This is a genomic window from Thermoanaerobacter kivui, assembly GCF_000763575.1.
In the GTDB taxonomy this organism is placed as follows: domain Bacteria; phylum Bacillota; class Thermoanaerobacteria; order Thermoanaerobacterales; family Thermoanaerobacteraceae; genus Thermoanaerobacter; species Thermoanaerobacter kivui.
On the sequence record NZ_CP009170.1, the window covers coordinates 989,443 to 1,012,289 of the forward strand.

16 protein-coding genes and 3 pseudogenes are annotated in these 22,847 nt (G+C 43.2%); 17 read left to right on the top strand and 2 right to left on the bottom strand.

The genetic code is table 11. From position 1 onward, the window contains the following. Positions 1-14 precede the first annotated feature (14 nt). The 9 genes and pseudogenes from TKV_RS04965 (at position 15) to TKV_RS04995 (ending at position 11,899) form a co-directional block, all read left to right on the top strand. Positions 15-3,644 carry a cobaltochelatase subunit CobN gene (locus TKV_RS04965; RefSeq protein WP_049685000.1) on the top strand — a complete coding sequence of 1,210 codons (3,630 nt, stop codon included), beginning with the start codon at positions 15-17 and terminating at the stop codon, positions 3,642-3,644. A gap of 38 nt (positions 3,645-3,682) precedes the next feature. Continuing rightward, positions 3,683-4,582, top strand: coding sequence for a nickel ABC transporter permease subunit NikC (gene nikC / locus TKV_RS04970; RefSeq protein ID WP_173402327.1), 900 nt, complete (start codon positions 3,683-3,685; stop codon positions 4,580-4,582). Between the two features lie 19 nt (positions 4,583-4,601). Continuing rightward, positions 4,602-5,549: pseudogene (locus tag TKV_RS14250) on the top strand (ABC transporter ATP-binding protein); the annotation flags it as partial. A 42-nt stretch (positions 5,550-5,591) separates the two neighbouring features. Further along, entirely contained in the window at positions 5,592-6,566 is a 975-nt protein-coding gene (locus tag TKV_RS14255) for an ABC transporter ATP-binding protein (protein ID WP_201769492.1), read from the top strand. 53 nt (positions 6,567-6,619) lie between these two features. Beyond that, complete coding sequence (locus TKV_RS04980) at positions 6,620-8,164, top strand: ABC transporter substrate-binding protein (RefSeq protein WP_049685002.1); 1,545 nt, start codon at positions 6,620-6,622, stop codon at positions 8,162-8,164. Positions 8,165-8,308: 144 nt separating this feature from the next. Continuing rightward, positions 8,309-8,482 (top strand): Rossmann-like domain-containing protein, encoded by a 174-nt coding sequence (locus tag TKV_RS14135; protein WP_407702017.1) that lies wholly within the window; start codon positions 8,309-8,311, stop codon positions 8,480-8,482. Positions 8,483-8,523: 41 nt separating this feature from the next. Continuing rightward, on the top strand, positions 8,524-10,062 hold the full coding sequence (locus TKV_RS04985) for an ABC transporter substrate-binding protein (RefSeq protein ID WP_049685003.1): 1,539 nt from the start codon (positions 8,524-8,526) through the stop codon (positions 10,060-10,062). A gap of 566 nt (positions 10,063-10,628) precedes the next feature. After that, positions 10,629-11,399 (top strand): ATP-binding protein, encoded by a 771-nt coding sequence (locus tag TKV_RS04990; RefSeq protein WP_049685004.1) that lies wholly within the window; start codon positions 10,629-10,631, stop codon positions 11,397-11,399. A gap of 197 nt (positions 11,400-11,596) precedes the next feature. Next, complete coding sequence (locus tag TKV_RS04995) at positions 11,597-11,899, top strand: TroA family protein (protein WP_407702018.1); 303 nt, start codon at positions 11,597-11,599, stop codon at positions 11,897-11,899. A 1,330-nt stretch (positions 11,900-13,229) separates the two neighbouring features. Here the strand turns inward: TKV_RS04995 and TKV_RS05000 are convergent. Further along, positions 13,230-14,129, bottom strand: coding sequence for a selenium metabolism-associated LysR family transcriptional regulator (locus tag TKV_RS05000; protein ID WP_049685006.1), 900 nt, complete (start codon positions 14,127-14,129; stop codon positions 13,230-13,232). A 319-nt stretch (positions 14,130-14,448) separates the two neighbouring features. Here TKV_RS05000 and TKV_RS13480 point away from each other — a divergent pair. From TKV_RS13480 to TKV_RS05015, 4 genes and pseudogenes are all read left to right on the top strand, one after another. Further along, positions 14,449-15,253 (top strand): annotated as a pseudogene (locus tag TKV_RS13480) (NADH:flavin oxidoreductase); the annotation flags it as partial. 228 nt (positions 15,254-15,481) lie between these two features. After that, on the top strand, positions 15,482-16,216 hold the full coding sequence (locus TKV_RS13485; protein WP_236617459.1) for an NAD(P)/FAD-dependent oxidoreductase: 735 nt from the start codon (positions 15,482-15,484) through the stop codon (positions 16,214-16,216). An 11-nt stretch (positions 16,217-16,227) separates the two neighbouring features. After that, positions 16,228-16,818 (top strand): alpha/beta fold hydrolase, encoded by a 591-nt coding sequence (locus tag TKV_RS05010; protein ID WP_049685007.1) that lies wholly within the window; start codon positions 16,228-16,230, stop codon positions 16,816-16,818. Positions 16,819-16,937: 119 nt separating this feature from the next. Further along, positions 16,938-17,153 (top strand): ATP-binding protein, encoded by a 216-nt coding sequence (locus tag TKV_RS05015; RefSeq protein ID WP_049685008.1) that lies wholly within the window; start codon positions 16,938-16,940, stop codon positions 17,151-17,153. Positions 17,154-17,175: 22 nt separating this feature from the next. Here TKV_RS05015 and TKV_RS05020 read toward each other — a convergent pair whose 3' ends face one another. Continuing rightward, positions 17,176-18,408: a M48 family metallopeptidase gene (locus TKV_RS05020; RefSeq protein ID WP_049685009.1), complete on the bottom strand. Its 1,233-nt coding sequence runs from the start codon at positions 18,406-18,408 to the stop codon at positions 17,176-17,178. 148 nt (positions 18,409-18,556) lie between these two features. On the opposite strand from TKV_RS05020, the gene TKV_RS05025 reads away from it, so the two are divergent. The 4 genes and pseudogenes from TKV_RS05025 (at position 18,557) to TKV_RS05040 (ending at position 22,836) form a co-directional block, all read left to right on the top strand. Beyond that, on the top strand, positions 18,557-20,245 hold the full coding sequence (locus tag TKV_RS05025; RefSeq protein ID WP_049685010.1) for a B12-binding domain-containing radical SAM protein: 1,689 nt from the start codon (positions 18,557-18,559) through the stop codon (positions 20,243-20,245). A 64-nt stretch (positions 20,246-20,309) separates the two neighbouring features. Then, a complete protein-coding gene (locus TKV_RS05030) occupies positions 20,310-21,041 on the top strand; it encodes a glycerophosphodiester phosphodiesterase (RefSeq protein WP_049685011.1) in 732 nt (243 codons plus the stop codon). A 1-nt stretch (position 21,042) separates the two neighbouring features. Beyond that, the gene (locus TKV_RS05035) at positions 21,043-22,248 is read left to right on the top strand and encodes an MFS transporter (protein ID WP_049685012.1); all 1,206 of its coding nucleotides are present in this window, start codon (positions 21,043-21,045) and stop codon (positions 22,246-22,248) included. A gap of 62 nt (positions 22,249-22,310) precedes the next feature. Further along, positions 22,311-22,836 (top strand): annotated as a pseudogene (locus TKV_RS05040) (O-acetyl-ADP-ribose deacetylase). The last annotated feature ends 11 nt before the right edge of the window (positions 22,837-22,847 follow it).

A 22,847-nucleotide genomic window follows, 5' to 3' on the forward strand; every position in this document is an offset into this window, starting at 1 on the left:
AACGGAGGTGAAGCATGGTCAATTTTCTTCTTCTCACCACCATGGACAACACCCGAGAGCTTAGGGAAGCGCTGGCAGAGATTAGGGCCGACTATGGAGAAATCCTTTCGGTGAAGAAAATCTATTTCTTCGACTGGGAGCGGGGGACGATTGATCCGGTAGAGGTGGAAGAAGCGGTAAGAAGTTCCCAGGTTATCCTCGTGGACATCCGCGGGCAGACGGAATTCACCGACCGTCTTCGGGAGTTGGTGGCTGGGAGCGCCGCCACGGTGGTGGTTCTGGTGGGCGGAAGCCGCGACATCCTCTCCCTTACCCGGATGGGATCTTTCTCCGGGGCCGACCTTCCCGCGTGGAGGCGCTTCGACATCGAGGCCTACCTTAAGGCCAAGAAGTTCATGGAGCTCACCAAAAGATTGGGTTCGGTTTTACCGGTGGGCAAGCTCAAACACCTGCGTAACTGGCTGGTAGCTTGCGAATATTACGCTGAGGGCGGCAAAGAGAACCTCAAGAACTTGTTTCTCTTCCTCTTGCGGGAGTACTGCGGAGCCCAGGTTAAGGTGGGGCCGCCCCAGAAGAGACCCGAATACGGTATTTGGTGGCCTCCGGACCGCTACTATTCGGATCTTCGGGCCTTCAAGTCCGCCGTAGGGTGGCAGGCGGACAAGCCCGCAGTAGGGGTGTTCTTCTACGGCGGCATGCATCTTGGCGACTGCCTGCCGGTGGTAGAAGCGTTGGCGGAGGAATTGCGCGGCGAGGTGAACCTCATCCCTGTTTTTTCTAAAGTGGAGTACAACCTGGCGGCTATGCGAGCCTTTTTCTTTGACGAAGGGCATCCGGCGGTTGACCTCGTAGTTAACCTGCAGTACTTCCGGTTGCACGGTGGGCCTTACGGCGGGACGCCCGAACCAACCTACCAGCTGCTGTCCGAACTCGGCGTTCCGGTGCTGACAGGATTTCGGTCTTACGCGACGGAAATAAGGGAGTGGCAAAGAGAGAACCGGCTGAATCCGCTAGAAATCACCATCGGTGTTATGTTACCGGAGCTGGACGGCTACATAGAGCCGATTTACGTGGGGGGGCTCGTGTCCCTCGGGGAAGACGGGTTCTTAGGTGGGGAAGTAAAAGAGGCTAGGGCTCTGCACGAAGGGATAGAGAGGCTTGCCGGGCGGATCCGCAAGTGGCTTTGCTTGCGGCGCAAGCCCAACGTCGAGAAAAGGCTGGCTATCATCCTATACGACTATCCCCCGGGAGAAGCTAACCTGGGCAGCGCCGGTTATCTCGATGTCCTGGAAAGCCTGCGGATCTTTCTCGAAAGGCTTGCGGCTGCCGGATACCGGGTGGAAGTTCCCGCGGGGCACTTGGGGGAATTTCTCTTATCCCGGGGGGTGGTGAACACGCCTGAGTGGCCTCTTACCCCTCCTGGCATAGCGGTGGATGTCAACCTCTACCGCCGGTGGTACGAGGAGCTCCCGCTGGATTTGCGGGCCGAGATCGAAAGGCACTGGGGAAAACCGCCGGGAACCGTAATGGTCAAACAAGGCCAGATTATGATCCCCGGCGTGGTGGCAGGCAACGTTTTCATCGGTGTGCAGCCGTCGCGCGGTGTTCACGAAAATCCCGAGAAAGCCTATCACGATAAAGAGTTGCCGCCGCACCACCAGTACCTCTGTTTTTACTGGTGGTTGCAAAAAGAATTTCGGGCGGACTGCATCATCCACTGGGGTATGCACGGCACCCTGGAGTTCACCAGGGGCAAGGAAGCCCCGGTGTCGCGCCGCTGCTTTCCGGACATTCTGATTGGCGACGTTCCCCACCTCTACTATTACTGGGTAGGAAATCCCTCGGAATCCACGATTGCCAGGCGGAGAAGCTACGCGGTGACGGTTTCCCACGCCTCGCCGCCGGTGATTGCCGCCGGCCTTTACGGCGAGTACTTAGAGCTGGAGGAACTGCTGGCGGAGTACCGGCAAGCCGAGGGTCGGGACAAGGAGACCCTGGCGGGGGCAATCAAAGAAAAAGCGCAGGCGCTCTCCATGCCTGTCGGGGATCTGGCAGAACTGGAAGTCTATCTTTACCGGATGAAGAGGCGGCTTATCCCCAAAGGTTTGCATGTTCTGGACCGGCAGCTTGAGGGAGAAGATTTGGTCAATTACCTGGCCGCCCTGGTGCGCTTTGACCGGGAAGTGCCCTCCTTTTACCGGATGGTGGCCGAGAGAATGGGCTTTTCCTACGAGAGTCTCGCTCGGGACCCGGAGGTATTTGTTGCTGTTGACCGCGAAGTGCACCAGGCGATCGGGCGCTGGCTGGCGGGGGATGAGTCGGCCCTGCCGACGGAAATAGGCCGGTATCTTGCGGGGGTAAGGGAAAACATTGCCCGCTCGCAGGAAAGCGCGGGGCTTCTTTCGGCACTGGATGGGCGCTACCTTCTTCCCAACCTGGCCGGAGATCCGGTGCGTTCGCCTGAGGTTTACCCTGTCGGCCGGAATATGTATGAGTTCGACCCGCGGCTCATACCCACACCCCTGGCGCTAAAGCGCGGGGAAGAAGCAGTAAAGGTCATTCTGGAGAGATTTTACCACACGCACGGGCGCTACCCCGAAACAGTGGGGATGGTGCTGTGGGGATTTGAGACCTTAAGCACGGGGGGCGAAACCATAGCCCAGATACTGGCTTATCTCGGCGTGCGCCTGGTGCGGAAGGAAAGCCCCTGGTTCAAGGAACTGGAGCTTATTCCTTTAGAGGAACTCGGTCGGCCCCGCATTGATGTTCTGGTGACCATCTGCGGCATCTTCCGCGATATATGCGGCCCCCAGATTGAACTAATCAACCAGGCAGTGGAACTGGCGGCCGGTGCCGCGGAGCAAGAAGAGATGAATTTTGTCCGCAAACACAGCTTGGGAATGGCAGCAGAATATGGCGGTGTCAGCCGGGGACGGGTATTCGGGCCTCATGCTACGGAGTACGCCACGTCAATGCGGGCGCTGGTGGAAAGCGGAATCTGGCGGGAGGAAAAGGAGCTTGTAGAAAGTTATGACAGCTCCATGTGTTATTGCTATCACCGGGGCAGGGTTGAGGAAAACCATGATCTCTTTACCAGGCTTCTCTCTACCATCGATGTGGTTTCGCAAGTAAGGCACAGCACGGAATATGAATTTACCGACCTCGACCATTACTACGAGTTTTTTGGCGGGCTTTCCCGGAGCGTGGCGGAAAAGAAAGGAAAAGCTCCCGAACAGTGGGTGGTGGATACCACAGAGGAGATTACCGAAGTGGCCGATGTGGGCCTGGCCATTGACCGCGCGGTGAGAACGCGCCTCTTCAATCCCCGGTGGATTGACGAGATGCTGAAGCACCAGCACCACGGCGCCCAGAAGATAGCCGAGCGGTTGGAATATCTGATCGGCCTCAAGGCCACCACTGGCCGGGTGAGTGAGTGGGTTTTCCGCGAGGCGCTCCACCGCTTCCTGCTGGACCAGGACATGCGCCGCCGGTTGGCGGAGAACAACCGCTTTGCCGCCCTGGAAGTAGCCAGGCGTATCGCTGAAGCCATGCGCCGGGGCTATTTGAACTGCAAAGATGAAGAGTTGACCGAATTCCAGAACGCGGTGCTTGAACTGGAGGGCTGGATTGAAGAGAAGGCTTAACTCCGGGTTTGCCCGGAAAAAAAGAAGGAGGCATAAGGATGGCCGACCTTCATGTCGGTGAGGTATTAAGACCGAAGTTTATTACCGGTAGCCGTTCTTTGTTTAGCGGGGCGATTGCAAGGCTCTGGCAAGATAAACTGGCTCTTTTGGGGCTGGTGATCATCCTGGCTGTGGTGGCCATGGCCATCTTTGCCCCCTACCTGGCGCCTAATGACCCAGTGAAAGTTAACCTGGCGCAGCGTCTTGCACCGCCCGGCGCGCAGTACCCCCTGGGCACCGACCACCTGGGGCGCTGCCTCTTGTCGCGGTTGATCTATGGCACGAGGGTTTCCCTAGCCACGGCGGCTTTAGCTCTTTCTGCCATCGTGCTCATCAGCATTCCCCTGGGCACCCTGGCGGGCTACTGCGGGGGGCGGGTGGACAACGCCATCATGCGGGTAGTGGACGTGCTGCTGGCCTTTCCGGGCCTGATCCTGGCGCTGGTCATCGCCGGGACGCTGGGGCCGGGGCTTTTAAACGTAATGCTGGCGTTATCTTTAGTCTGGTGGGTGGGGTACGCCCGGGTCATCCGGGGGATGGTTCTTTCGGTGAAAGAGAAGGAATTCGTTCTGGCGACCCGGGCCTGCGGCACGCGTGAGATGGGCATCATCACGCGGCACATCCTGCCCAACATGCTCTCCCCGGTGATCGTCCTGGCCACGCTGGACATGGGCAAGCTGATCCTGGCCATCTCCGGGCTTTCCTTCCTGGGTCTCGGCGCCCAGCCGCCCACGCCGGAGTGGGGGGCCATGCTCAACGACGGCCGCCCTTACATGCAGGTGGCACCGCAGCTCATGGTCTACCCGGGCCTTTGCATCATGACGGTGGTGCTGGCCTTCAACCTGCTGGGCGACGGCTTAAGGGACGCCCTGGACCCGCGGGGGATGACCAGGCTTTAAAAAATAGGGGGAGAACCGGATGTCCCTTGTTCCTGTTTTAAAGGTGAAAAATCTTTCCACTCACTTTCATACCCGGCACGGCATCATTAAGGCCGTAGACGGAGTGAGTTTTGAGGTGGCAGCGGGGAAAACCCTGGGGCTGGTAGGGGAAAGCGGCTGCGGCAAGAGCGTCACGGCCCTGTCCATCCTGCGCCTGATTGAGCCGCCGGGAAGAATTCTCTCCGGGGAAGTCTGGTTAAACGGCTATAACCTGCTTAAGCTCCCTCCAGGGCAGTTGCGGCAGGTGCGGGGTAAAGAAATAGCGCTGGTTTTCCAGGACCCGCTGACCTCCCTGAACCCGGTTTTAACCATCGGTACGCAGATTACGGAAACCATTGTCTCTCATGAAGAGGTATCCCGGGCTGAAGCGCGGCGTCGCGCGGTGGAGCTTCTTTTCCGCCTGGGCCTGCCCGACCCGGAAAGGCTCATGCGCTTATACCCTTTTCAGCTTTCCGGGGGCATGCGCCAGCGGGTGATGATGGCCATGGCGATCTCGATGCGCCCGAAAGTTTTGATTGCCGATGAGCCCACCACTGCCCTGGACGTTACCGTCCAGGCCCAGATCCTGGCGGAGCTGAAGCGGCTGCAGGAAGAGCTGGGAATGGCCATCGTCCTCATCACCCACGACCTGGGGGTAGTTGCATCCATGGCCGACGAAGTGGCGGTGATGTACGCCGGATCGATTGTGGAGCGCGGCCCGGTAGCAGAAGTGTTTGACCACCCCGCCCACCCCTACACCCGGGCTTTGCTCCGCTCCGTGCCGCGCCTTAGCAAGGAAGAACTGGTGCCCATCGGGGGACAGCCGCCGACGCTTCTAAATTTCCCAGCCCATTGCGCCTTCTTCCCCCGCTGCCCCGAGGCGCACACGGAGTGCCGGGGAAAGAAGCCGGAATTGCGGGAGATCGGGCCGGACCACGCGGCAGCCTGCCACCGCATTTCCCGGAGTTGCCCAGGGGGGGGCTGGGCGCAGGTGACCCTCTTAGAGGTAAGGGAAGTGGTGAAGCACTACGCCGGGAAAAGGGGGATATTTGCGGGTCACCGGGAAAAGGTGCGGGCGGTGGACGGCGTCACATTCGCCTTGGCACGGGGAGAAACCCTGAGCCTGGTGGGAGAAAGCGGTTGCGGCAAGAGCACCCTGGGGCGGCTTGTGGTGCGGCTGGAAGAACCCACGGCTGGAAAAATTCTTTTTGCCGGCGAGGATATCACCGGCTGGACGGGGAGAAAGCTGCAGGAGCTGCGCCGCCGCTTCCAGATCATCTTCCAGGACTCTTCTTCCTCCCTCAACCCGCGCCGGACGGTGGGGGCAATCATTGAGGAACCCCTGGCCAATTTCGGCGTGGCTAAAAGGGAGCGCCAGGAGCGGGTGGCCGAACTATTAACCCTTGTCGGCCTTGAACCCGGAGATGCTTGGAAATACCCGCACGAATTCAGCGGGGGGCAGCGCCAGCGCATCAACATCGCCCGGGCCCTGGCCCTGCAACCGGAACTGGTGGTCTGCGACGAGCCCGTTTCCAGCCTGGACGTCTCCATCAGGGCGCAGATCTTGAATCTATTGCGGGAACTAAAAAAGCGGCTGGGCTTATCCTACCTCTTCATCTCCCACGACCTGGCGGCGGTGAATTACCTGGCCGACCGGGTGGCGGTGATGTACCTGGGCAAGATCGTGGAAATCCTGCCGGCAGAAGGCCTCGGATCACAGGCCCGTCACCCTTACACCCGGGCGCTTTTGCGCGCCGTGCCGGAGCCCGACCCGCGGCAAAGAACCGACCGAAAAGCGGTGGTACGGGGTGAGCCGCCCGACCCGGCAAATCCTCCCGCGGGTTGCCGCTTTCACCCCCGCTGTCCCGAGTTTCGTGATATCTGCCGGCGGGAGGAGCCCACCTTAAAGGAGGTGAGGGAGGGTCACCTGGTGGCTTGTCATTTAGGTGAGGCTTGCCTTAAGTAAAGTAAATGTTAAAACAGTATGGTTTGAGTAATTTCAAAAGGGAGGCATGAACGTTGAGACTCAAGAAGTGTTTAATCGTACTGGTAGCATTTTGTGCACTTTTGCTGCTCCTAGCGGGCTGTACTGCAAAGGTTTCTGAGAAAACGGGAAACAAAGGAGAAACCGAAAATAAAACCTTGGCTATCGGTTTGGCCCAGTTCCCCGGCAACCTCGACCCTGCCGACCAGTACAACGGCTGGTACGTAGTCAAATTCGGTGTGGGTGAAACTCTTGTAAAAATAGGCAAGGACATGAAGGTTGAACCATGGCTTGCGGAAACATGGAAAAAAGTAGACGATTTAACTTGGCAGATAAAGATCAGGGATAATGTTATTTTTCACAACGGAACGAAGGTTACCGGTGAGGCGGTGAAGGCTTCGCTGGAACGCACAGTCGCAATGAATAAAAGGGCGTCCCAGTTGCTTGATATTGCTTCCATAGAGGTGAATGGCAATGAAATAACGGTCAAGAACAATCGTCCGAATCCATCGTTTATACCGACCCTGGCCGATCCTTTCGCGGTGATAGTGGATGTGGCCGCGGCCAGGGCGATGGGTGAAGAGTTTGCCAAAAAACCCGTGGCAACCGGGCCTTTTAAAATCAAAGGGTACGCAAAAGATGTTGAAGTAGTGGTTGAAAAGAACGACAATTATTGGGGAAGTAAGCCAAAGTTGGATGAGGTGGTCTTTAAATTCATACCAGACAGCAATACACGGGTAATGGCGTTGCAGGCGGGTGAAATTCAGGTTGCGGACAACATCCCAGCAGAAAGCGTGGGGTCAATCGTTAAAGCCGGGTCCTATCAAATTTTAAGCGGGTCCTCTCTCCGTACCCACATGCTCATTTTTAACGTGACGAAACCGGGACTTGATGATGTCAATGTCAGAAAAGCCATTAATATGGCTATTAACAGGGAAGACCTGGCCAACAAAGTGATGAAAGAAAGCGCCATTCCCGCCACCGGTCCGTTCCCGCACGTGCTACCTTTTGGAGGCGGTGAATTAAAAGGGTATGCTTATCAGCCTGAGGAGGCTAAGAAGCTCCTGGATGCCGCAGGGTGGAAGCCTGGACCCGACGGTGTCCGCCGGAAGAACGACAGGAAGCTGGAGTTCTCCGTGCTTTGTTATAAAAACCGGCCGGAACTGCCGGTTCTCCTGGAGGCCATCCAGGCAGAACTGAAGGAGATTGGTGTTAAGATAAACATAATCAATGTGGAAAACATTGGGGAAGCCCTGAAAAAAGATTTTGATGCCACCATTTACAGCTTGAATACAGCTCCGTACGGCGATCCGCAATACCTTCTCGAAACCGTTTTTAAAACAGGGGCAGCTTCCAACTTTGGGAAATACAGCAATCCCGGGCTGGATTCTTTGATCGACAGTCTTAAGACAGAATTTGATGTCCAGAAGAGAAATTCCATAGCAAGAGAAGCTCAACAGATAGTGCTGGGCGATGCTGCTTTTGCCTTCCTAGTTTACCCCAAATGTTTTCTCGCGGTGAGTGATGAGGTCGAGGGCATCCAGGTGTTTCCTTCCGATTTTATCATTTACATTATATAAAACAACGGGCAACTAACGGAGTTTTCCGGCGAAAGGATAGAGTGCGCTTAGGGATGATCCTGTGGAGAGTGGATGAGAGCTGGAGAGGTGAGATAGAGTAATATTTAAGGAAGCTGTCGTAAAGAGTTGGTAGAACTGGTGATGATGGTGGGACCGACTTGCTCTTTTTATCCGAAGGTGCTGTTTGAGGCAGGAGTTGATCTCATAGGTGCCATTTTATTACCAAACGATGAGCGCTTTCTTAACCGTTGGATAAACAGCAGGGGTTACTGGTATAGCGAAAGGGAGTTAAAACACCTGCTGATCTCAAAACAATAGATAATTGAAAGTAAGCCGAATAATGGGAGGGAAAAATAAGGATGTTGAAACATAGAAAAACCATTTTAATTTGGTGTTTAATTCTTGTCATCCTGGCTGGTTTGCTTTCCGCTTGTAATGGGAGGGAGCAGGTGCAGACCAAGATGCAGGAACTGGTGATTGGTATCGGGCGTGACTTTTACGGAGGGGAACAAAGTCCTGGCTTTGCGCATAATAGTACCGGCATTTGGGAAAGTCTAACCGTTCTTAATGAAAACCTGGAGCCTGTACCCCATCTGGCAGAGAAAATTGTCTCCGATGATACCGGAAAAGTATGGATTGTTTACCTGCGCCCAGGTATTAAATTTCATGATGGCACCCTATTGGATGCTCGGGCGGTAGTAGAGAGCGTTGAGCGGATAGCAAAACATCCCAAACTCGATGAGTACGGTACCTTCTTAAATTTGGAGAAGGTGGAAGCTATCGGCGAGCGTGAGGTAAGGTTCACCTTCAGACAGCCCGAGCCGGCTTTTCCGGCCAAGGTAGCCTACCATGGCTGTCCTATTTTCAGCCCCCACAGCTTTGACGCCGAAGGTAAAATCGTCCACCCTTACGGCACGGGACCTTTTAAATTCGCCGAGTACAAGAAAGGCGAAGCCTTGATCGTGGTTCGCAACGACGACTACTGGCAGGGCAAACCCAAGCTGGAAAAGGTAACTTTCAAGGTGATTCCCGATCCCTCTACCCGCTTGGCTGCCCTACAGACGGGCGAAATTCAGGCCGTGGCCGACGTAGGGGGTATCCTTCCGGAGCAGGCCCAAGTAATTAAAAGTGACCCTAACTTGGTTTTGTTATTCCGGCCGGTCACCACGACCCACTATCTGCTCTTTAACAACAAAAAGCCACCTTTTAACGATGTACGCTTGCGTCAAGCGGCGAGCTTGGCCATAGACCGTAACCAACTGGTCAAAGAAGTGCTCAGCGGCTACGGCGAGCCGGCGGACACCCTTTTTACTTCTCTTGCCAGGACATGGGTGGTTAAGGGGCTGTGGACAACGGATATGCAAAAAGCTCGCGAACTGGTCATGCAGGCAAAAGGTGAAGGGCCGTACAAAGTGGTGCTGGTGGTAAACTCGTCCCTGGCTAATCGCTGGCCATACAAGCCCATAGCAGAAATCTTGCAAGCGGAGCTCAAAGCGCTGGGCTTTGAGGTCGAACTCAAAATGCTTGAAATGGGCGCCTGGAAAGAAGCGCTCAAAAAAGGCGAGTACGACCTTACCTTAACGCCTTACACGTTGATGACCGGCGACCCGGATTTCTTCTTCGGCCGCTGGATTCATTCCCGAGGGCAGATGAACGTGCAGCGTGGAGTGGGCTACAACAATCCGAAGGCAGACCGTTTGGTGGAAGAGGCTGCTGCCGAGCGAGACCTAGTAAAGAGAAAGGAGCTTTATGTCGACTTGCAACAGTTGGTGGTAAGTGATGTGCCTCTTTGCCCTCTTTATCACGATGTATGCATTTATGCTGCCAAACAAGAAGTGCAGGATTTAACGCTTGACCCCTTCTTTAAGCCGAGTTTGGAAAAAGCGTGGATAAAGTAAAATAAGAGGTAGGAAGTAATATGTGTTTTTATCATTGGGACAGATTTTTTCTCGATTTAACACGAAAATATGTTGATATTGATTTTTTTAATATAAGTGTTATAATTTTTACAAAAGTAATACCGTGATTATATATACTTATTAATAGATATTTTTTTGTTTGATGATAGTTAAAGAGTAATCCTAAAACAGAAGACGATTTTTTTGGAGGTATGGTCAATATGTCGCTAAATTGTTATCGATAATATTTTAATGAAAAGGCGGCCATGTGGGATAGTTTATTATCAGCTGAAACAGTGGAGCGATTGAAAGACTGTGTAGTTTTTTAAGAGTAGATAACGAAAATTAAAATTTAAGATAAAGAGGTGGTCTTTTGGAAATAGTGAATATCTAAGTGATTTACAGTCCTTACAGGTAAGTAGATGAGGCGCCGAATCAGGGGTGTTTTTCTGACCAGTCAGTAGATTTGGAAATTTACCCTCAGTTTACTGTATTTTTCTAAGCTTGACAGTATTTCTGAGGTACGTAATGGACTGATAAAAAAATTTAAGGAGGTTTGGTTAAAGATGCCTAAGATTGTTATTAGCGGTCGAGGTGGCTGCGGGAAAAGCACATTGGTGACTCTGTTGGCACAACGTCTGGGGGAAGAAGGAAAAGTTCTTGTGGTAGACGCCGACGAATCTAATCTGGGATTGAGTGCAATGTTTGGAGTTGAACCACCTGAAAAAACTCTTATGGATTACTTGGGTGGTAAACCTGTGGTAGGGAAAAAACTCAGGGCTATGATTAAAAGCGACGGAAACGAAAAGGTAGAGCTTTTTGCAGAAAAAATGAATTTGGATAGTTTGCCAATGGAATGTGTCAGGAGGAAGGGACCAATAGTTTTGTTGCGGATTGGAAAGATCGAGCACAGCATGGAGGGTTGTGCCTGTCCTATGGGAGCAGTAGCGCGGAATTTTTTGAACTATCTGACAATTGAAGAAAGACAATGGGTTTTGGTTGATACCGAAGCTGGAATAGAGCATTTTGGACGTGGAGTTATAGAAGGAGTTGATGCCATTCTGATGGTGGTGGATCCTTCATATGAAGCAATTTTACTGGCCGAAAAGGCTGCGAGGTTATCTCAAGAAGTGAAAAAAGACTTTGGAGTAGTATTAAATAAAGTCGATGAGAAAACGGAGCCTATATTAAAAGAAAAGCTGGCTGAAAAGGGTGTTGTTATCAAGGGTGTTTTGCCTTATTCTGCGGATATAGCCCAGGCAAATCTTTTGGGAGGGGCTTTGAAATTAGGCACTGTTCGAGAGGAGCTGGACAGGATAGTAAGTGGAATTAAATAGCATCACATAAATCATCGGCATCCACACCGCAGAAAGTTGTTATTACTGACGTGCTAGGACGTCAGATAGAGGTCCCTATCCCAGCAAAGAAAATAGTATCAGTTAATGAGAGTGCACTACGGTTGATTTCTTATTGGACGGATTAGATAAGGTGGTAGCTAAATGTAGAGGAGATAGCTAAACTTAAACCGGATGTAATTTTTTATGTCCATTATGGAGATATGGATCCAGATAAACTGCAAGCACAAACGCATATCCCTGTTGTGGCACTGAAGTATGGAGAGAAATGTGCATTTAGCGAAGATGTTTATAAATCTTTACAAATCGTCGTCAGGATTATCGGCAGGATTATAGGTAAAGAAAAAAGGGTACAAGAAGTGGTTGATTACCTTAAAAGATGTGAACAAGATTTGAACAATAGAACGAAAAATATTTCTGAAGACAAAAAGCCCAAAGTCTATGTATGCGGAATAGGTTTCTATGGGATACTCAGTCTCTAAAAGCAGTTAAACAAGGACAGGTTTATACACAGTTAGGTATGTTTGTTACGACATAAACATTGAGAATGCTATAGCTGATGCTTATTGGCAGGAAAAGTGATTTTCCCTGAGCAATTTAAAGATATCAACCCCGAACAAAAAGCTGATGAAATTTACAGGTTTTTTTGCTGGGTAAACCTTTGTATCAAGAGATAATTAAAAATAATGGCGGATTTAAGAAAGTGAATCTTGCTAATCCATAAAAATATCGAATGATATAAAAAATGATAGTTGAGTACCTTGTTCATCAACACAAACTAGCTCCAGCTTAGAAGCGCTGATATCAATGCTTGCAAAGATAACCTGTGCTAAGCGAGTCTCCCCTCCTTGAGTTGGCCAGGATTAGGGGTGTACCTTGCGGTTGTGATATATAACAACCTCGCGGATGCGATAAAAACTTGACAGGATATCTGGGGTGCACCCCTATTTAACGAAAAAATGAGTTTTTAAAAGGTAAATGCAGGAGAAGATATTCAGTTTGTTGTAAAAAATATAAATATAATAAATGAAAATTTGATGAGGCTTTATACAAAATTATCAAATTAGCCGTTATAATGTGTAAAATTTGGTGTAAAAAGAAAAACATTATGCCTATAGTAAGTTCAATTACTTCACAAAAACTTGATAAAAGCAAAAAAGATATTCTAAAAAATGAAATTGCAAAGATTTAAAGGATGTTGCAGGAAAAGGGGAAAACTGGCTTACATTAAGACTTTTTGAAATACCAACGAATTATTAAGGCAAATAACGATGTATGCTACAAGAATATCTGAAATAGGATGAAGACTTTAAGTCGTAAAAATGTCTATACAAAACTTTCAAAAATCTTTACAAATCTTAAAAAATGTAATATATTCTCTTGTTTCATCTTTGCTCAAACCTTTAAATCATTAATTTAATACTATACGCTGCCGTAATACTTCATGTGCCTGTTATAATTGTACGCAAGATTAATCAATCTTATACATGAATATGAAAATTATTTAATTTTACATAATAGATAGGGCTAAATTATTTTACATTTTATGGTGTTGTTTTGGGTGAGATGATTTGCTGTATAACAGATATTGCAGCAAGAAGCCAGCAGATCATGCCTACATTAATTAATCTGATTAAAGCCATACAATCACAATGTGATTGCGTTGTGTGATTAAACTGTATTTACGGCAGGTAGTTCCATTGTTAATGCAGTGGGGAGCCTCATCTATAACACTTTGTGTTTAGATGGGAAGGCTTCACATCTCTATATTATTTTAATACACCCTTATAAGGAAGATGTGTATAATACCCTTCACTCTTTATAGAATATATCATGGAATTCCTTTAAGTGTCTTAAAAATTCATTGAAGAGTGGGGAGGGGTATTTGTCTTTGTGATATATTACATTGAATTTTCTTTTAAAATTGATGTCTTCTATTTGAATTTTTACCAGTTTGTCTTTTTTTAACTCCTCTTTTAAAGCTATACTTGAAATTACAGAAATTCCTATATTTGATTCAACAGCTTTTTTTATGGCTTCTGTGTTATTTAGCACATGTTTAATTTTATATTTTAAATTGTGCATTGACATGGTTGTTTCAAAAACTTCTCGGGTACCACTTCCCTTTTCACGAATTATTAAGTCTTCTTTTTCAATTTCTTCAGGTTGTATTACTTTTTTTGCTGCCCATTTGTGATTTTTAGAACAGACAACATATAATTCATCATCTATGAAAGGCTCTATTACAATTTCCTTGGAATGTAATGGTCCCTCTACAATTCCTATGTCTATTGCGTTATCAAGGATTTGTTTTTCTATAACGGCTGTATTGTCAATCGTGAAAAATATTTGTATGTCTTTGTACTTCTCACTGAATTTACTTATTATCTCTGGGAGAAGATATGTTCCCACTGTTGTACTTGCCCCAATGCGAAGCTTTCCTGCTTTTAGATTTGATATATCGAAAAGGGTGCTTTGTGCTTCTTCTACAAGGGCAAGTATTCTTTTGCTATATTTATGCAAAACTTCTCCTCCATATGTCAATAAAAGTTTTTTGCTCATTCTTTCAAATAATTTGACATTTAGTTCCTGTTCCAATTCAGAGATTGTTTGGCTTATTGAAGGCTGTGTCATATAAAGTTTTTTTGCTGCTTTTGACATGCTGCCACTTTCGCAAACTGTCAAAAAAATTTTCAGTTGCCTTAAGTTCATATTAACCCACATCCTTTCGCTTTGCTCAAGCACAAATTGTAATGAAAGTGTGTTATTGAGCGATATTTTTGATATAATTTCTTTAAAATATATAGATATACTACAAAGCACGGAGGAGGGAGTGGAATTATTTCTACCACTCATTGGACTCAAGTCCGCACACTAACCACCCTCATAAGTTTTCACTTATATGCTGTATAAAATTATATTATTTTACTTATGTCAATGCAAGTTTTAAAATATAACTATGAAAGAGGTGGTCAATGTGTTATTAAAAGAAGGGAAAATAGGGAATATTAAGTTAAAAAATAGGATAATTATGTTGCCTACTGTTACAAATTTATCAAATGAAGGGTTTGTAAGCGAAAGAGAAGTGGAATATTATAAAAGGAGGTCAAAAGGCGTTTCATTAGTCATTGTGGGTGCAAGTTACGTAAATAAGCTAGGGAAATTTTTTATAAACCAAATTGGAATAGATGATGACGACAAAATAGAGGGACTTAAAAGATTATCGGAGGCCATACATCAAAATGGTGCAAAAGCTGGGATTCAACTTGCAATGCACAATCCAAAATACAAGCCATCAGATTTTACAAAAGAACAGATACAAGGCCTTTGTACAAGACTTTGTAAGTGGAGCAATAAGGGCGAAAAAGGCTGGTTTTGATGCTGTGGAGTTGCACTTTGCTCATGGTTGGTTTGTAAATCAATTTTTATCTCCTGATACAAACAAAAGAACTGACGAGTATGGAGGAGATTTTGAAGGAAGGACAAAGTTTGCACTTGATATATTGCGAAAAGTTAAAAAAACTATTCCGGAGATGACAGTATTTTGCAGGATTAATGGCAGTGATTTTACAGAGGGGGGCTTTACAATTGAAGAGAGTGTAAGATTCACAAAACTGTTAGAATACCATGGTGCTGATGCTTTAGATATATCCTCAGGTGTATCTTCCACATCGGAGTATCATATTTCTCCTATGGGGATTGAAGATAAGCCTTTGATTGGAATTGTAAAGAAGATAAAAGAAAATGTAACTATACCTGTCATAGCGGTTGATAAGCTCGGCAGTGTTTACGATTGGGAAAAAATTTTAGAGGATGGCATAGCTGATTTTATAGGGATAGCGCGAGGCTTTATAGGAGATCCGGATTTAGTAGAAAAGTTGATAAAAGGACAAGAACAGGATATAAGGTATTGCATTCACTGCAATCAGGCATGTATTGCATACATTCAAAAAGGACTTTCTGTTTCTTGCATGATTAATCCAGAGGTAGGGAGAGAAAAAGAATTTGAAATAAAGACCGATAAACCCTTAAATATAGCTGTAATTGGCGGTGGACCTGCAGGCATGTCTGCAGCTAAATATCTTGCTAAAAAAGGTCATAATGTTACTTTGTTTGAAAAAGAGGATAAACTTGGTGGGCAGTTAAATGTAGCGAAAGTACCTCCCCACAAAGAAGAGATAGGAAAAGTGACTGAATATCTAGAAAATGAGTTAAAGAAATACAATGTCAAAGTGCATTTAAATAAAAAAATAAGTTTACAAGAAATAAAAGAAATGCCTTATGATAAAATTGTCATTGCTACAGGCTCAAAGCCAGCTAAAATCAATTTGGATGCGGATATAAATCCTTATACGGCTGTTGAGGTGTTAGAAGGAAATATTCCAAAAGGAAAAGATATTGCAATAATTGGTGGAGGTCTTACAGGACTTGAAACAGCTGAATATCTTTCCAAAAAAGGGAAAAATGTGACGGTTTTAGAGATGAAAGAGGAAGTTGGAGAGAATATATATCCAATGATAAAAAAATTGCTTTTAAATAGACTAAAAGAGCTTAAAGTGAATATAATTACAAATGCATCAATAAAAAAAATATCTGGGGGAAAACTTATGTATACCTCCAATGACACATATAAAGTAGTCAAAGTGGATGATGTAGTTTTAGCAGTTGGAAATTTACCTGATACTGAATTTGAGGAACTAAAAAATGAGGACAGATATTATTTCATTGGTGACTGCAAAACTGTTGCTTCTGCAGTAGAAGCGATAAGGGATGGAGCAGAGCTTTCACTCATTATATAGAGGTGATTTAAATGGTTATAAAAGGTGAGTATGTAAATATAAAAGGCAGTAAAATTTATTATTTAGAAATAGATAAAGAGAGTAGCAAAGATACAGTGATATTATTGCATGGCAAAAGATACAATGCTTATGATTGGATAAATTCAGGGATAGCTGAAAGTTTGTCTAATGAAGGATGTAAGGTGATATGTCTCGAATTTCCCGGATATGGTTCTTCTGAAGAGTGTGATTTAGAAAAGGAAGAGGTTTTATTAGAATTTGCAAAAAGCTTAAATATATCTTCTTTTCATGTTGTAGCTCCTTCTTTTAGCGGGGAGATCTCTATAAGATTTGCTCTCAAATATGGAAATATGCTTAAAAGTTTGACAATTGTAGATAGCATAAATGTAGATAAATACAAAGAAAAATTAAATGAAATATATGTAAAAACATTGATTGTATGGGGGAGGAAAGATAAAATTGCACCCTATGAATTTGCGGAAATATTGAAAAATAATATTAAAAACAGTACATTGTTTGTGTTTGAAAATTTGGGACATACCTGCTATTTTGATGATGCAAAAAAGTTCTCTGAGGTGTTGATAAATTTTATAAGAGCATAAATTAAAGGGGCTGTCTTTAAGGTGGCCTTTTTTTATGTTGACAAATACAAAATTTCGTGTATAATGTATACATGAACATCCCTAAACACAGGGGGAGTATTTTTTGTGGAGGTAGAATTATGAGAGTAGCGAGAATCAATGAAGATATATGCGACAGGTCGCCCTTTTGTCCAGCAGCAATGAGCTGTAGATTTAAGGCTTTTAAAGTTACGTTTGGAGGGTCATTTAGGAGAAACATAAGCATTGATGAAGAAAAGTGCACAGGGTGTGGTGTTTGTACGAGATATTGTGCACCTGGAGCAATTGAAATGGTTGAAAAAGAAAAGGATTCATAAAATAAGGCACTCAAATAGTGCCTTATTTTACATTTGCTTTTTGCACCAATTCAATTCTGTGCATTGTAGAGGGGTGTGAATAAGAAAACCATTCGATGAAAGGGGGAGGGTCTACATCCAATAAGCTTTTTTTGGCAAGCTCAATCTGAAGTTTTATTACAGCATTTTTGTCATGAATATATTTTACTGACAGCAAATCTGCTTGTTTTTCCATCTGCCTTGATATGTAATTCTGTATGGGGTTTGTGTCAAAATTTATAAGCAGTACAAACAAATATATCATCGCCATGACTGCTGGTGTCATTCTTTTTCCATAAGTTATTAATACACTTGAGTAAATTAAAATATTAAGTAAGTAAAGCCCAAGTATCAACCCCAATATGCCAATTATCATCCCTTTTAATACGTGATTTTCTTTCCAGTGGCCTGCTTCGTGGGCAATAACTGCTTTTATTTCGTCATCAGGGTAATGCTTTAATAATGTGTCATATAACACAATTCTACTTGTGTTTCCAAATCCATAAAAGTAGGCATTGGCAAGGGTGGTCCTTTTACTGGCGTCCATTTCTTGTATCCTGTCGATTTTTATTCCCGCATTTTTAGATATTTCTTTAACCATGTTTATTATTTTTGGGTCGTGAATGGGAGTAAAATTATTGAAAAGTGGAGCTATAAAAGTAGGATAGACAAAAATTTGCACAAACATGATTATGGTTAAAAAAATTGTTGCCTTTATCCACCAGGTTTTAGGCCAGCTGTTTATTGCTACAAAGAAAAGCAATACTCCTACTGCTGAAAATACAAAATCTAAAGTTGCACTTTTGAAATAGTCACTCCACCAAGAAGCCATTGTCTGTACAGAAAAGCCCCATTCAACTTGAACAGAATGGCTTAAAAGGCTGAAGGGCAAAGATATCAATCTTACGATGACCCACAAGGCTATAAAATACAAAAAGACATTTAAATAATATTTACCTGAGGCTGTATTTTCTATATAATGGGAAAGCTTAAGTGCATTATTCCCAAATACAAACCAAATTAAAAAAGATGCTTTTGTCAGAAAAGAGGTTATGTAAATTAATCTGTTTATCCTGTGATACTTTTGTGCTTTTGATATTTCTAAAGGGGAAAAGTGTCTATAGACTTCATGAGAAATATTTCCTGGAAATAATGTGTAATAAAGATATAGGGCAGAGAATATTGCGGCTATTAAGATAAGTACAAACCATAATTTGTTGAATTTGATAAAGGACATGTCTTTCAATCCTTTCTTAAAATTTTCTCTACCAATATTATATCTCATTTGGGTAATAAATAGATTTGCAAAACAAAAACTATTTGCTTTTTTGGACAAATACTTATATTATATATTTGTAAAATGCAGTAAAATGCGAGGGATATCTATGAAAATTCTTCTTGTGGGAATTAATGCTAAATACTATCACACCAATATTGCTATAAGAAATATAAAAAAGTTTTGTCATCCTTATGATATACAAATTTTTGAAACAACTATAAATGACAGCGCAGATTTTATGTTGGAAAGCATAGTTGAAAGAAACCCTGATGTAGTAGGTATTTCATGTTACATCTGGAATATTGAGATAGCATTAAATTTGTCTGAGAATATAAAAAAAATATTGCCTCATGTAATACTGGTTTTGGGGGGACCGGAGGTCTCTTATGATGTGGATAACCTACTTTCAAAAAGTTTTATAGATTACATTGTGGTAGGAGAAGGAGAAATAGCTTTTAAGGAGTTATTGGAAGCATTAGATGGCAAAAGAGATGTAAAAGATGTTTCTGGAATTAGTTACAAAGTTGGTGAACAAATATTAATTCAACCGCAAAAAAATTATGTTAACTTAGATGAAGTGCCGATATCTTACGAAGAAGATGAAGACTTAAGCAATAAGCTTGTGTATTACGAGACTTCAAGAGGATGTCCATTTAAATGCGCTTATTGCCTTTCTTCTATTGACAATAAATTGCGATTTAAAAGCCTTGAAAAAGTGAGAAAGGATTTAAAATGGTTTGCAGGTAAAGGAGTAAAGATATTAAAGCTTATTGACAGGTCCTTTAATTCAAACAAAAAAAGGGCAAAAGAAATTTTGCAGATTATGAAGGAAGTTGGAGGAGATATTGTATTTCACTGTGAGATAAATCCAGAGCTTGTGGATGAAGATTTTGTAAAAGAGTTAAAAGGTCTTGAAAATAAAATACAATTTGAGGTAGGGGTTCAAACTACTAATGTACAAAGTCTAAAGAAAATATCTCGGACAACAGCAGTTGAAAAGACATTAAATGGAATAAAGTTGTTGAAAGAGGCTGGAATAAAGCTTCATGTGGATTTAATCGCAGGACTTCCGGAGGATACATTTGGGACTTTTAGCAAGGCTTTTGATGATGTGTACAATCTTAAACCTGATGAGATACAGTTGGGATTTTTAAAGGTTTTGAAAGGCACTCCTTTAATGAGAAAAGTGGGGGAGTTTAAAATAGTTTATGATAGTAAGCCCCCATATGAGGTATTGTATACAAAGGATATTAGTTATCAAGAGTTAGTCATTTTAAAAGGTATAGCATTCCTTTTGAACAAATACTATAATTCTGGAAAATTTAAAAAAACTCTTGAATATTTGGAGAATAACTTTGAAAGGCCATTTGACTTTTATCTTGAATTTTATAAGTACTGGAAAGAAAACGAGCTATTATATAAAAATCATTCATTAAAAGCCTTATACGATATTTTATATAAATTTTCTATTGAAATGCTCGATCTCGATGAGGATTTAATAAAAGATATTATAAAATTTGATTTTTTGTATTTTAATGCTGCCAAAGATTTACCTGATTGTGTAAAAGAAAAATATGAGAAAGGTCAAGAGATTTTTAAAAGGTATCTTAAAGATGAAAATTGGTTGAAAAAAAATCTTCCACAAGCTATTGGACTTTCCAGTCTTGAATTGTCAAAGAGAGTGACTTATGAATTTTTTAAACACGATGTGACAGCAGATTTTAAAAAAGAAGATTTAATAATAATTTTCCTTCATGAAGAAGAACAAACTTATTATACAAAATTAATTTTGTGAATTTGTTTTTAAAGGTAAGTGTGATAAAATTTGTATAGTAATTGAAAAATGAGGAGGCATATTTATGAAACCTTTAGTAATCGCCCATAGAGGAGATTCAAGAAATGCTCCAGAAAACACATTAGCATCTTTTAAAAAGGCTTTAGAAATGGGAGCTGACGGTATTGAATTGGACGTGCAGCTTACTAAAGATGGACAACTAGTAGTGATTCACGATGAAAGGGTAGACAGGACTACAGACGGAATTGGCTTTGTTAAAGATTTTACTTTAAAAGAGCTTAAGAGGCTAGATGCTGGAATAAAATTTGACAAGAAGTTTGCAGGGGAGAGAATACCAACTCTTTATGAGGTTTTTGAACTCATTGGGCATAAAAATTTTATTGTAAATATAGAGATAAAAAGTGGAATTGTACTTTATCCAGGAATTGAAGAAAAGCTTATCAAAGCGATAGAGGATTATGACTTTGAGGATAGAGTAGTTATTTCTTCTTTTAACCATTATAGCTTAAGGGATGTAAAGAGAATGGCACCGGAGTTTAAAATTGGGCTTCTTTATCAATGTGGGCTTGTAGAACCATGGCACATGGCAATACGAATGAAAGCGTATTCTCTGCATCCTTTTTATTTTAATATAATACCTGAATTAGTAAAGGGATGTAAAAAGAATAATATAAAATTATTTCCTTGGACTGTTGATAGGAAAGAAGACATGGAAATGATGATAAAAGCAGGTGTGGATGCGATTATCACTGACGACCCACAAACTTTGATAAATCTTTTAGAGAAGGGAGAATAATATGTCCTCGCGATTGAATTATTTGAAGATATTTAATTTAGGCCTTGGTTTTATGGTAATTTCCATGATTTGGGCAGCATATAATGCCTATATGCCCATTTTTCTTGGTAATTTTACAAAAAGCAATACTTTAATTGGGTTTGTAATGAGTTGGGACAACATTGCTAACCTTTTTATACTTCCATTTTTTGGGGCTTTAAGCGATAATACGCGAACAAGAATAGGCAGGCGAATGCCATATATACTTGTAAGCATGCCTCTTGCTGGCGTTTTATATGCTTTGCTTCCACTTCAGACAAAACTTTTATCGCTTCTTGTTATAGATTTGCTGTTTAACATTGTTGTAGCTACGTATAGGACTCCTATGGTAGCTTTAATGCCAGATATTGTAGAAGAAGAGCACAGAAGCAAAGCTAATGGAGTCATAAATTTTATGGGAGGATTAGGTTCATTAATAATATTTTTTATTGGATCTCAGCTTTATAAAATAAACAAAGCATATCCCTTCTTTTTGTCAGGGATTTTATCATTAATTATACCTATAGTTTTATTTTTAACAATTAAAGAACCTAAAATAGTTTTTAATGAGGAAAAAAAAGAAAAACAGAGTATTTTAAAGGCCCTTGCAACTGTGGTAAAAGATCAAAATAAAGCACCCTTTTATACTCTCCTGTCAATTTTTATGACAATTGCGGGTTGTGCTGCAGTTGAAACTTTTTTCACAAGGTATTGCAAAATAGCTTTAGGGATAGACGAAAGTGTTTCTTCTTTTGCAATGGGTTTTTACGCTTTGGCATTTTTAGTTTTTGCTTTACCTGCTGGATTTATAGCTACAAAAATAGGGAAAAGAAAAACTATGATGATTGGAGCTTTTGGACAAGGAATTTTATTTTTAATATTTATGATAGTACGTGATTTTAGGACAATCCAAATTTTGATGCCTTTTGCTGGAATGTTTAATGCTTTATTTACAATAAATTCTTATCCTCTTGTAGTGAGCTATACTTCAGCTGAAAAAATAGGGACATATACAGGACTTTATTATTTCTTTTCATCCCTGGCCGCAATAGTTACTCCTTCCTCTTTTGGAGCTATTATGGATTTTATAGGATTTAACAAGTTATTTTTAGCAGCGTCTATATGTTTATTTATATCTTTTGCTTTTCTATGGATAATTGGTGAAAAATATGAAAACACAATGTCGTGAAAATATCAGTTTTTTGTGATATAATTTTAAGCGTAAATAAAAATTAAAATTAGGGTGATGAAATGAAAGAGAGAATAAAATTAATAAAGGGGAATATTGTGGATCAAGAAGTAGATGCTATTGTAAATGCTGCAAATTCTTCTTTATCTGGAGGTGGTGGGGGTAGACGGAGCTATTCATAGAGCGGGTGGCCCTTCTATCGATGAGGAGTGCAGAATTATAAGAGAAAAACAAGGAGGATGCCCTACAGGTCATGCGGTTATAACTGGAGCAGGTAATTTAAAGGCTAAATATGTTATTCACGCTGTTGGGCCTATATGGAGAGGCGGCAATCATAATGAAGATAATTTATTAGCAAGTGCTTACATAGAAAGCCTTAAATTGGCGGATGAATACAATGTAAAAACTATAGCTTTTCCCTCTATAAGCACAGGAGCATATGGTTTCCCTGTGGAGAGAGCTGCAAAAATAGCTTTAAGAGTAGTATCTGATTATCTTGAAGGTAGCAATATAAAAGAAGTGAGATTTATACTTTTCAGTGATAAAGATTATGAAGTATATTCAAAAGCTTATGAGGAATTGGAATAAATAAAATAAAT

Bases quoted from the DNA above. Each gene is read 5' to 3' on its own strand.
- TKV_RS04965 (WP_049685000.1), top strand. From the start codon at position 15: ATGGTCAATTTTCTTCTTCTCACCACCATGGACAACACCCGAGAGCTT.
- nikC (WP_173402327.1), top strand. From the start codon at position 3,683: ATGGCCGACCTTCATGTCGGTGAGGTATTAAGACCGAAGTTTATTACC.
- TKV_RS14135 (WP_407702017.1), top strand. From the start codon at position 8,309: ATGGTGGGACCGACTTGCTCTTTTTATCCGAAGGTGCTGTTTGAGGCA.
- TKV_RS04985 (WP_049685003.1), top strand. From the start codon at position 8,524: ATGTTGAAACATAGAAAAACCATTTTAATTTGGTGTTTAATTCTTGTC.
- TKV_RS04990 (WP_049685004.1), top strand. From the start codon at position 10,629: ATGCCTAAGATTGTTATTAGCGGTCGAGGTGGCTGCGGGAAAAGCACA.
- TKV_RS05000 (WP_049685006.1), bottom strand. From the start codon at position 14,129: ATGAACTTAAGGCAACTGAAAATTTTTTTGACAGTTTGCGAAAGTGGC.
- TKV_RS13485 (WP_236617459.1), top strand. From the start codon at position 15,482: ATGTCTGCAGCTAAATATCTTGCTAAAAAAGGTCATAATGTTACTTTG.
- TKV_RS05010 (WP_049685007.1), top strand. From the start codon at position 16,228: ATGGTTATAAAAGGTGAGTATGTAAATATAAAAGGCAGTAAAATTTAT.
- TKV_RS05015 (WP_049685008.1), top strand. From the start codon at position 16,938: ATGAGAGTAGCGAGAATCAATGAAGATATATGCGACAGGTCGCCCTTT.
- TKV_RS05020 (WP_049685009.1), bottom strand. From the start codon at position 18,408: ATGTCCTTTATCAAATTCAACAAATTATGGTTTGTACTTATCTTAATA.
- TKV_RS05025 (WP_049685010.1), top strand. From the start codon at position 18,557: ATGAAAATTCTTCTTGTGGGAATTAATGCTAAATACTATCACACCAAT.
- TKV_RS05030 (WP_049685011.1), top strand. From the start codon at position 20,310: ATGAAACCTTTAGTAATCGCCCATAGAGGAGATTCAAGAAATGCTCCA.
- TKV_RS05035 (WP_049685012.1), top strand. From the start codon at position 21,043: ATGTCCTCGCGATTGAATTATTTGAAGATATTTAATTTAGGCCTTGGT.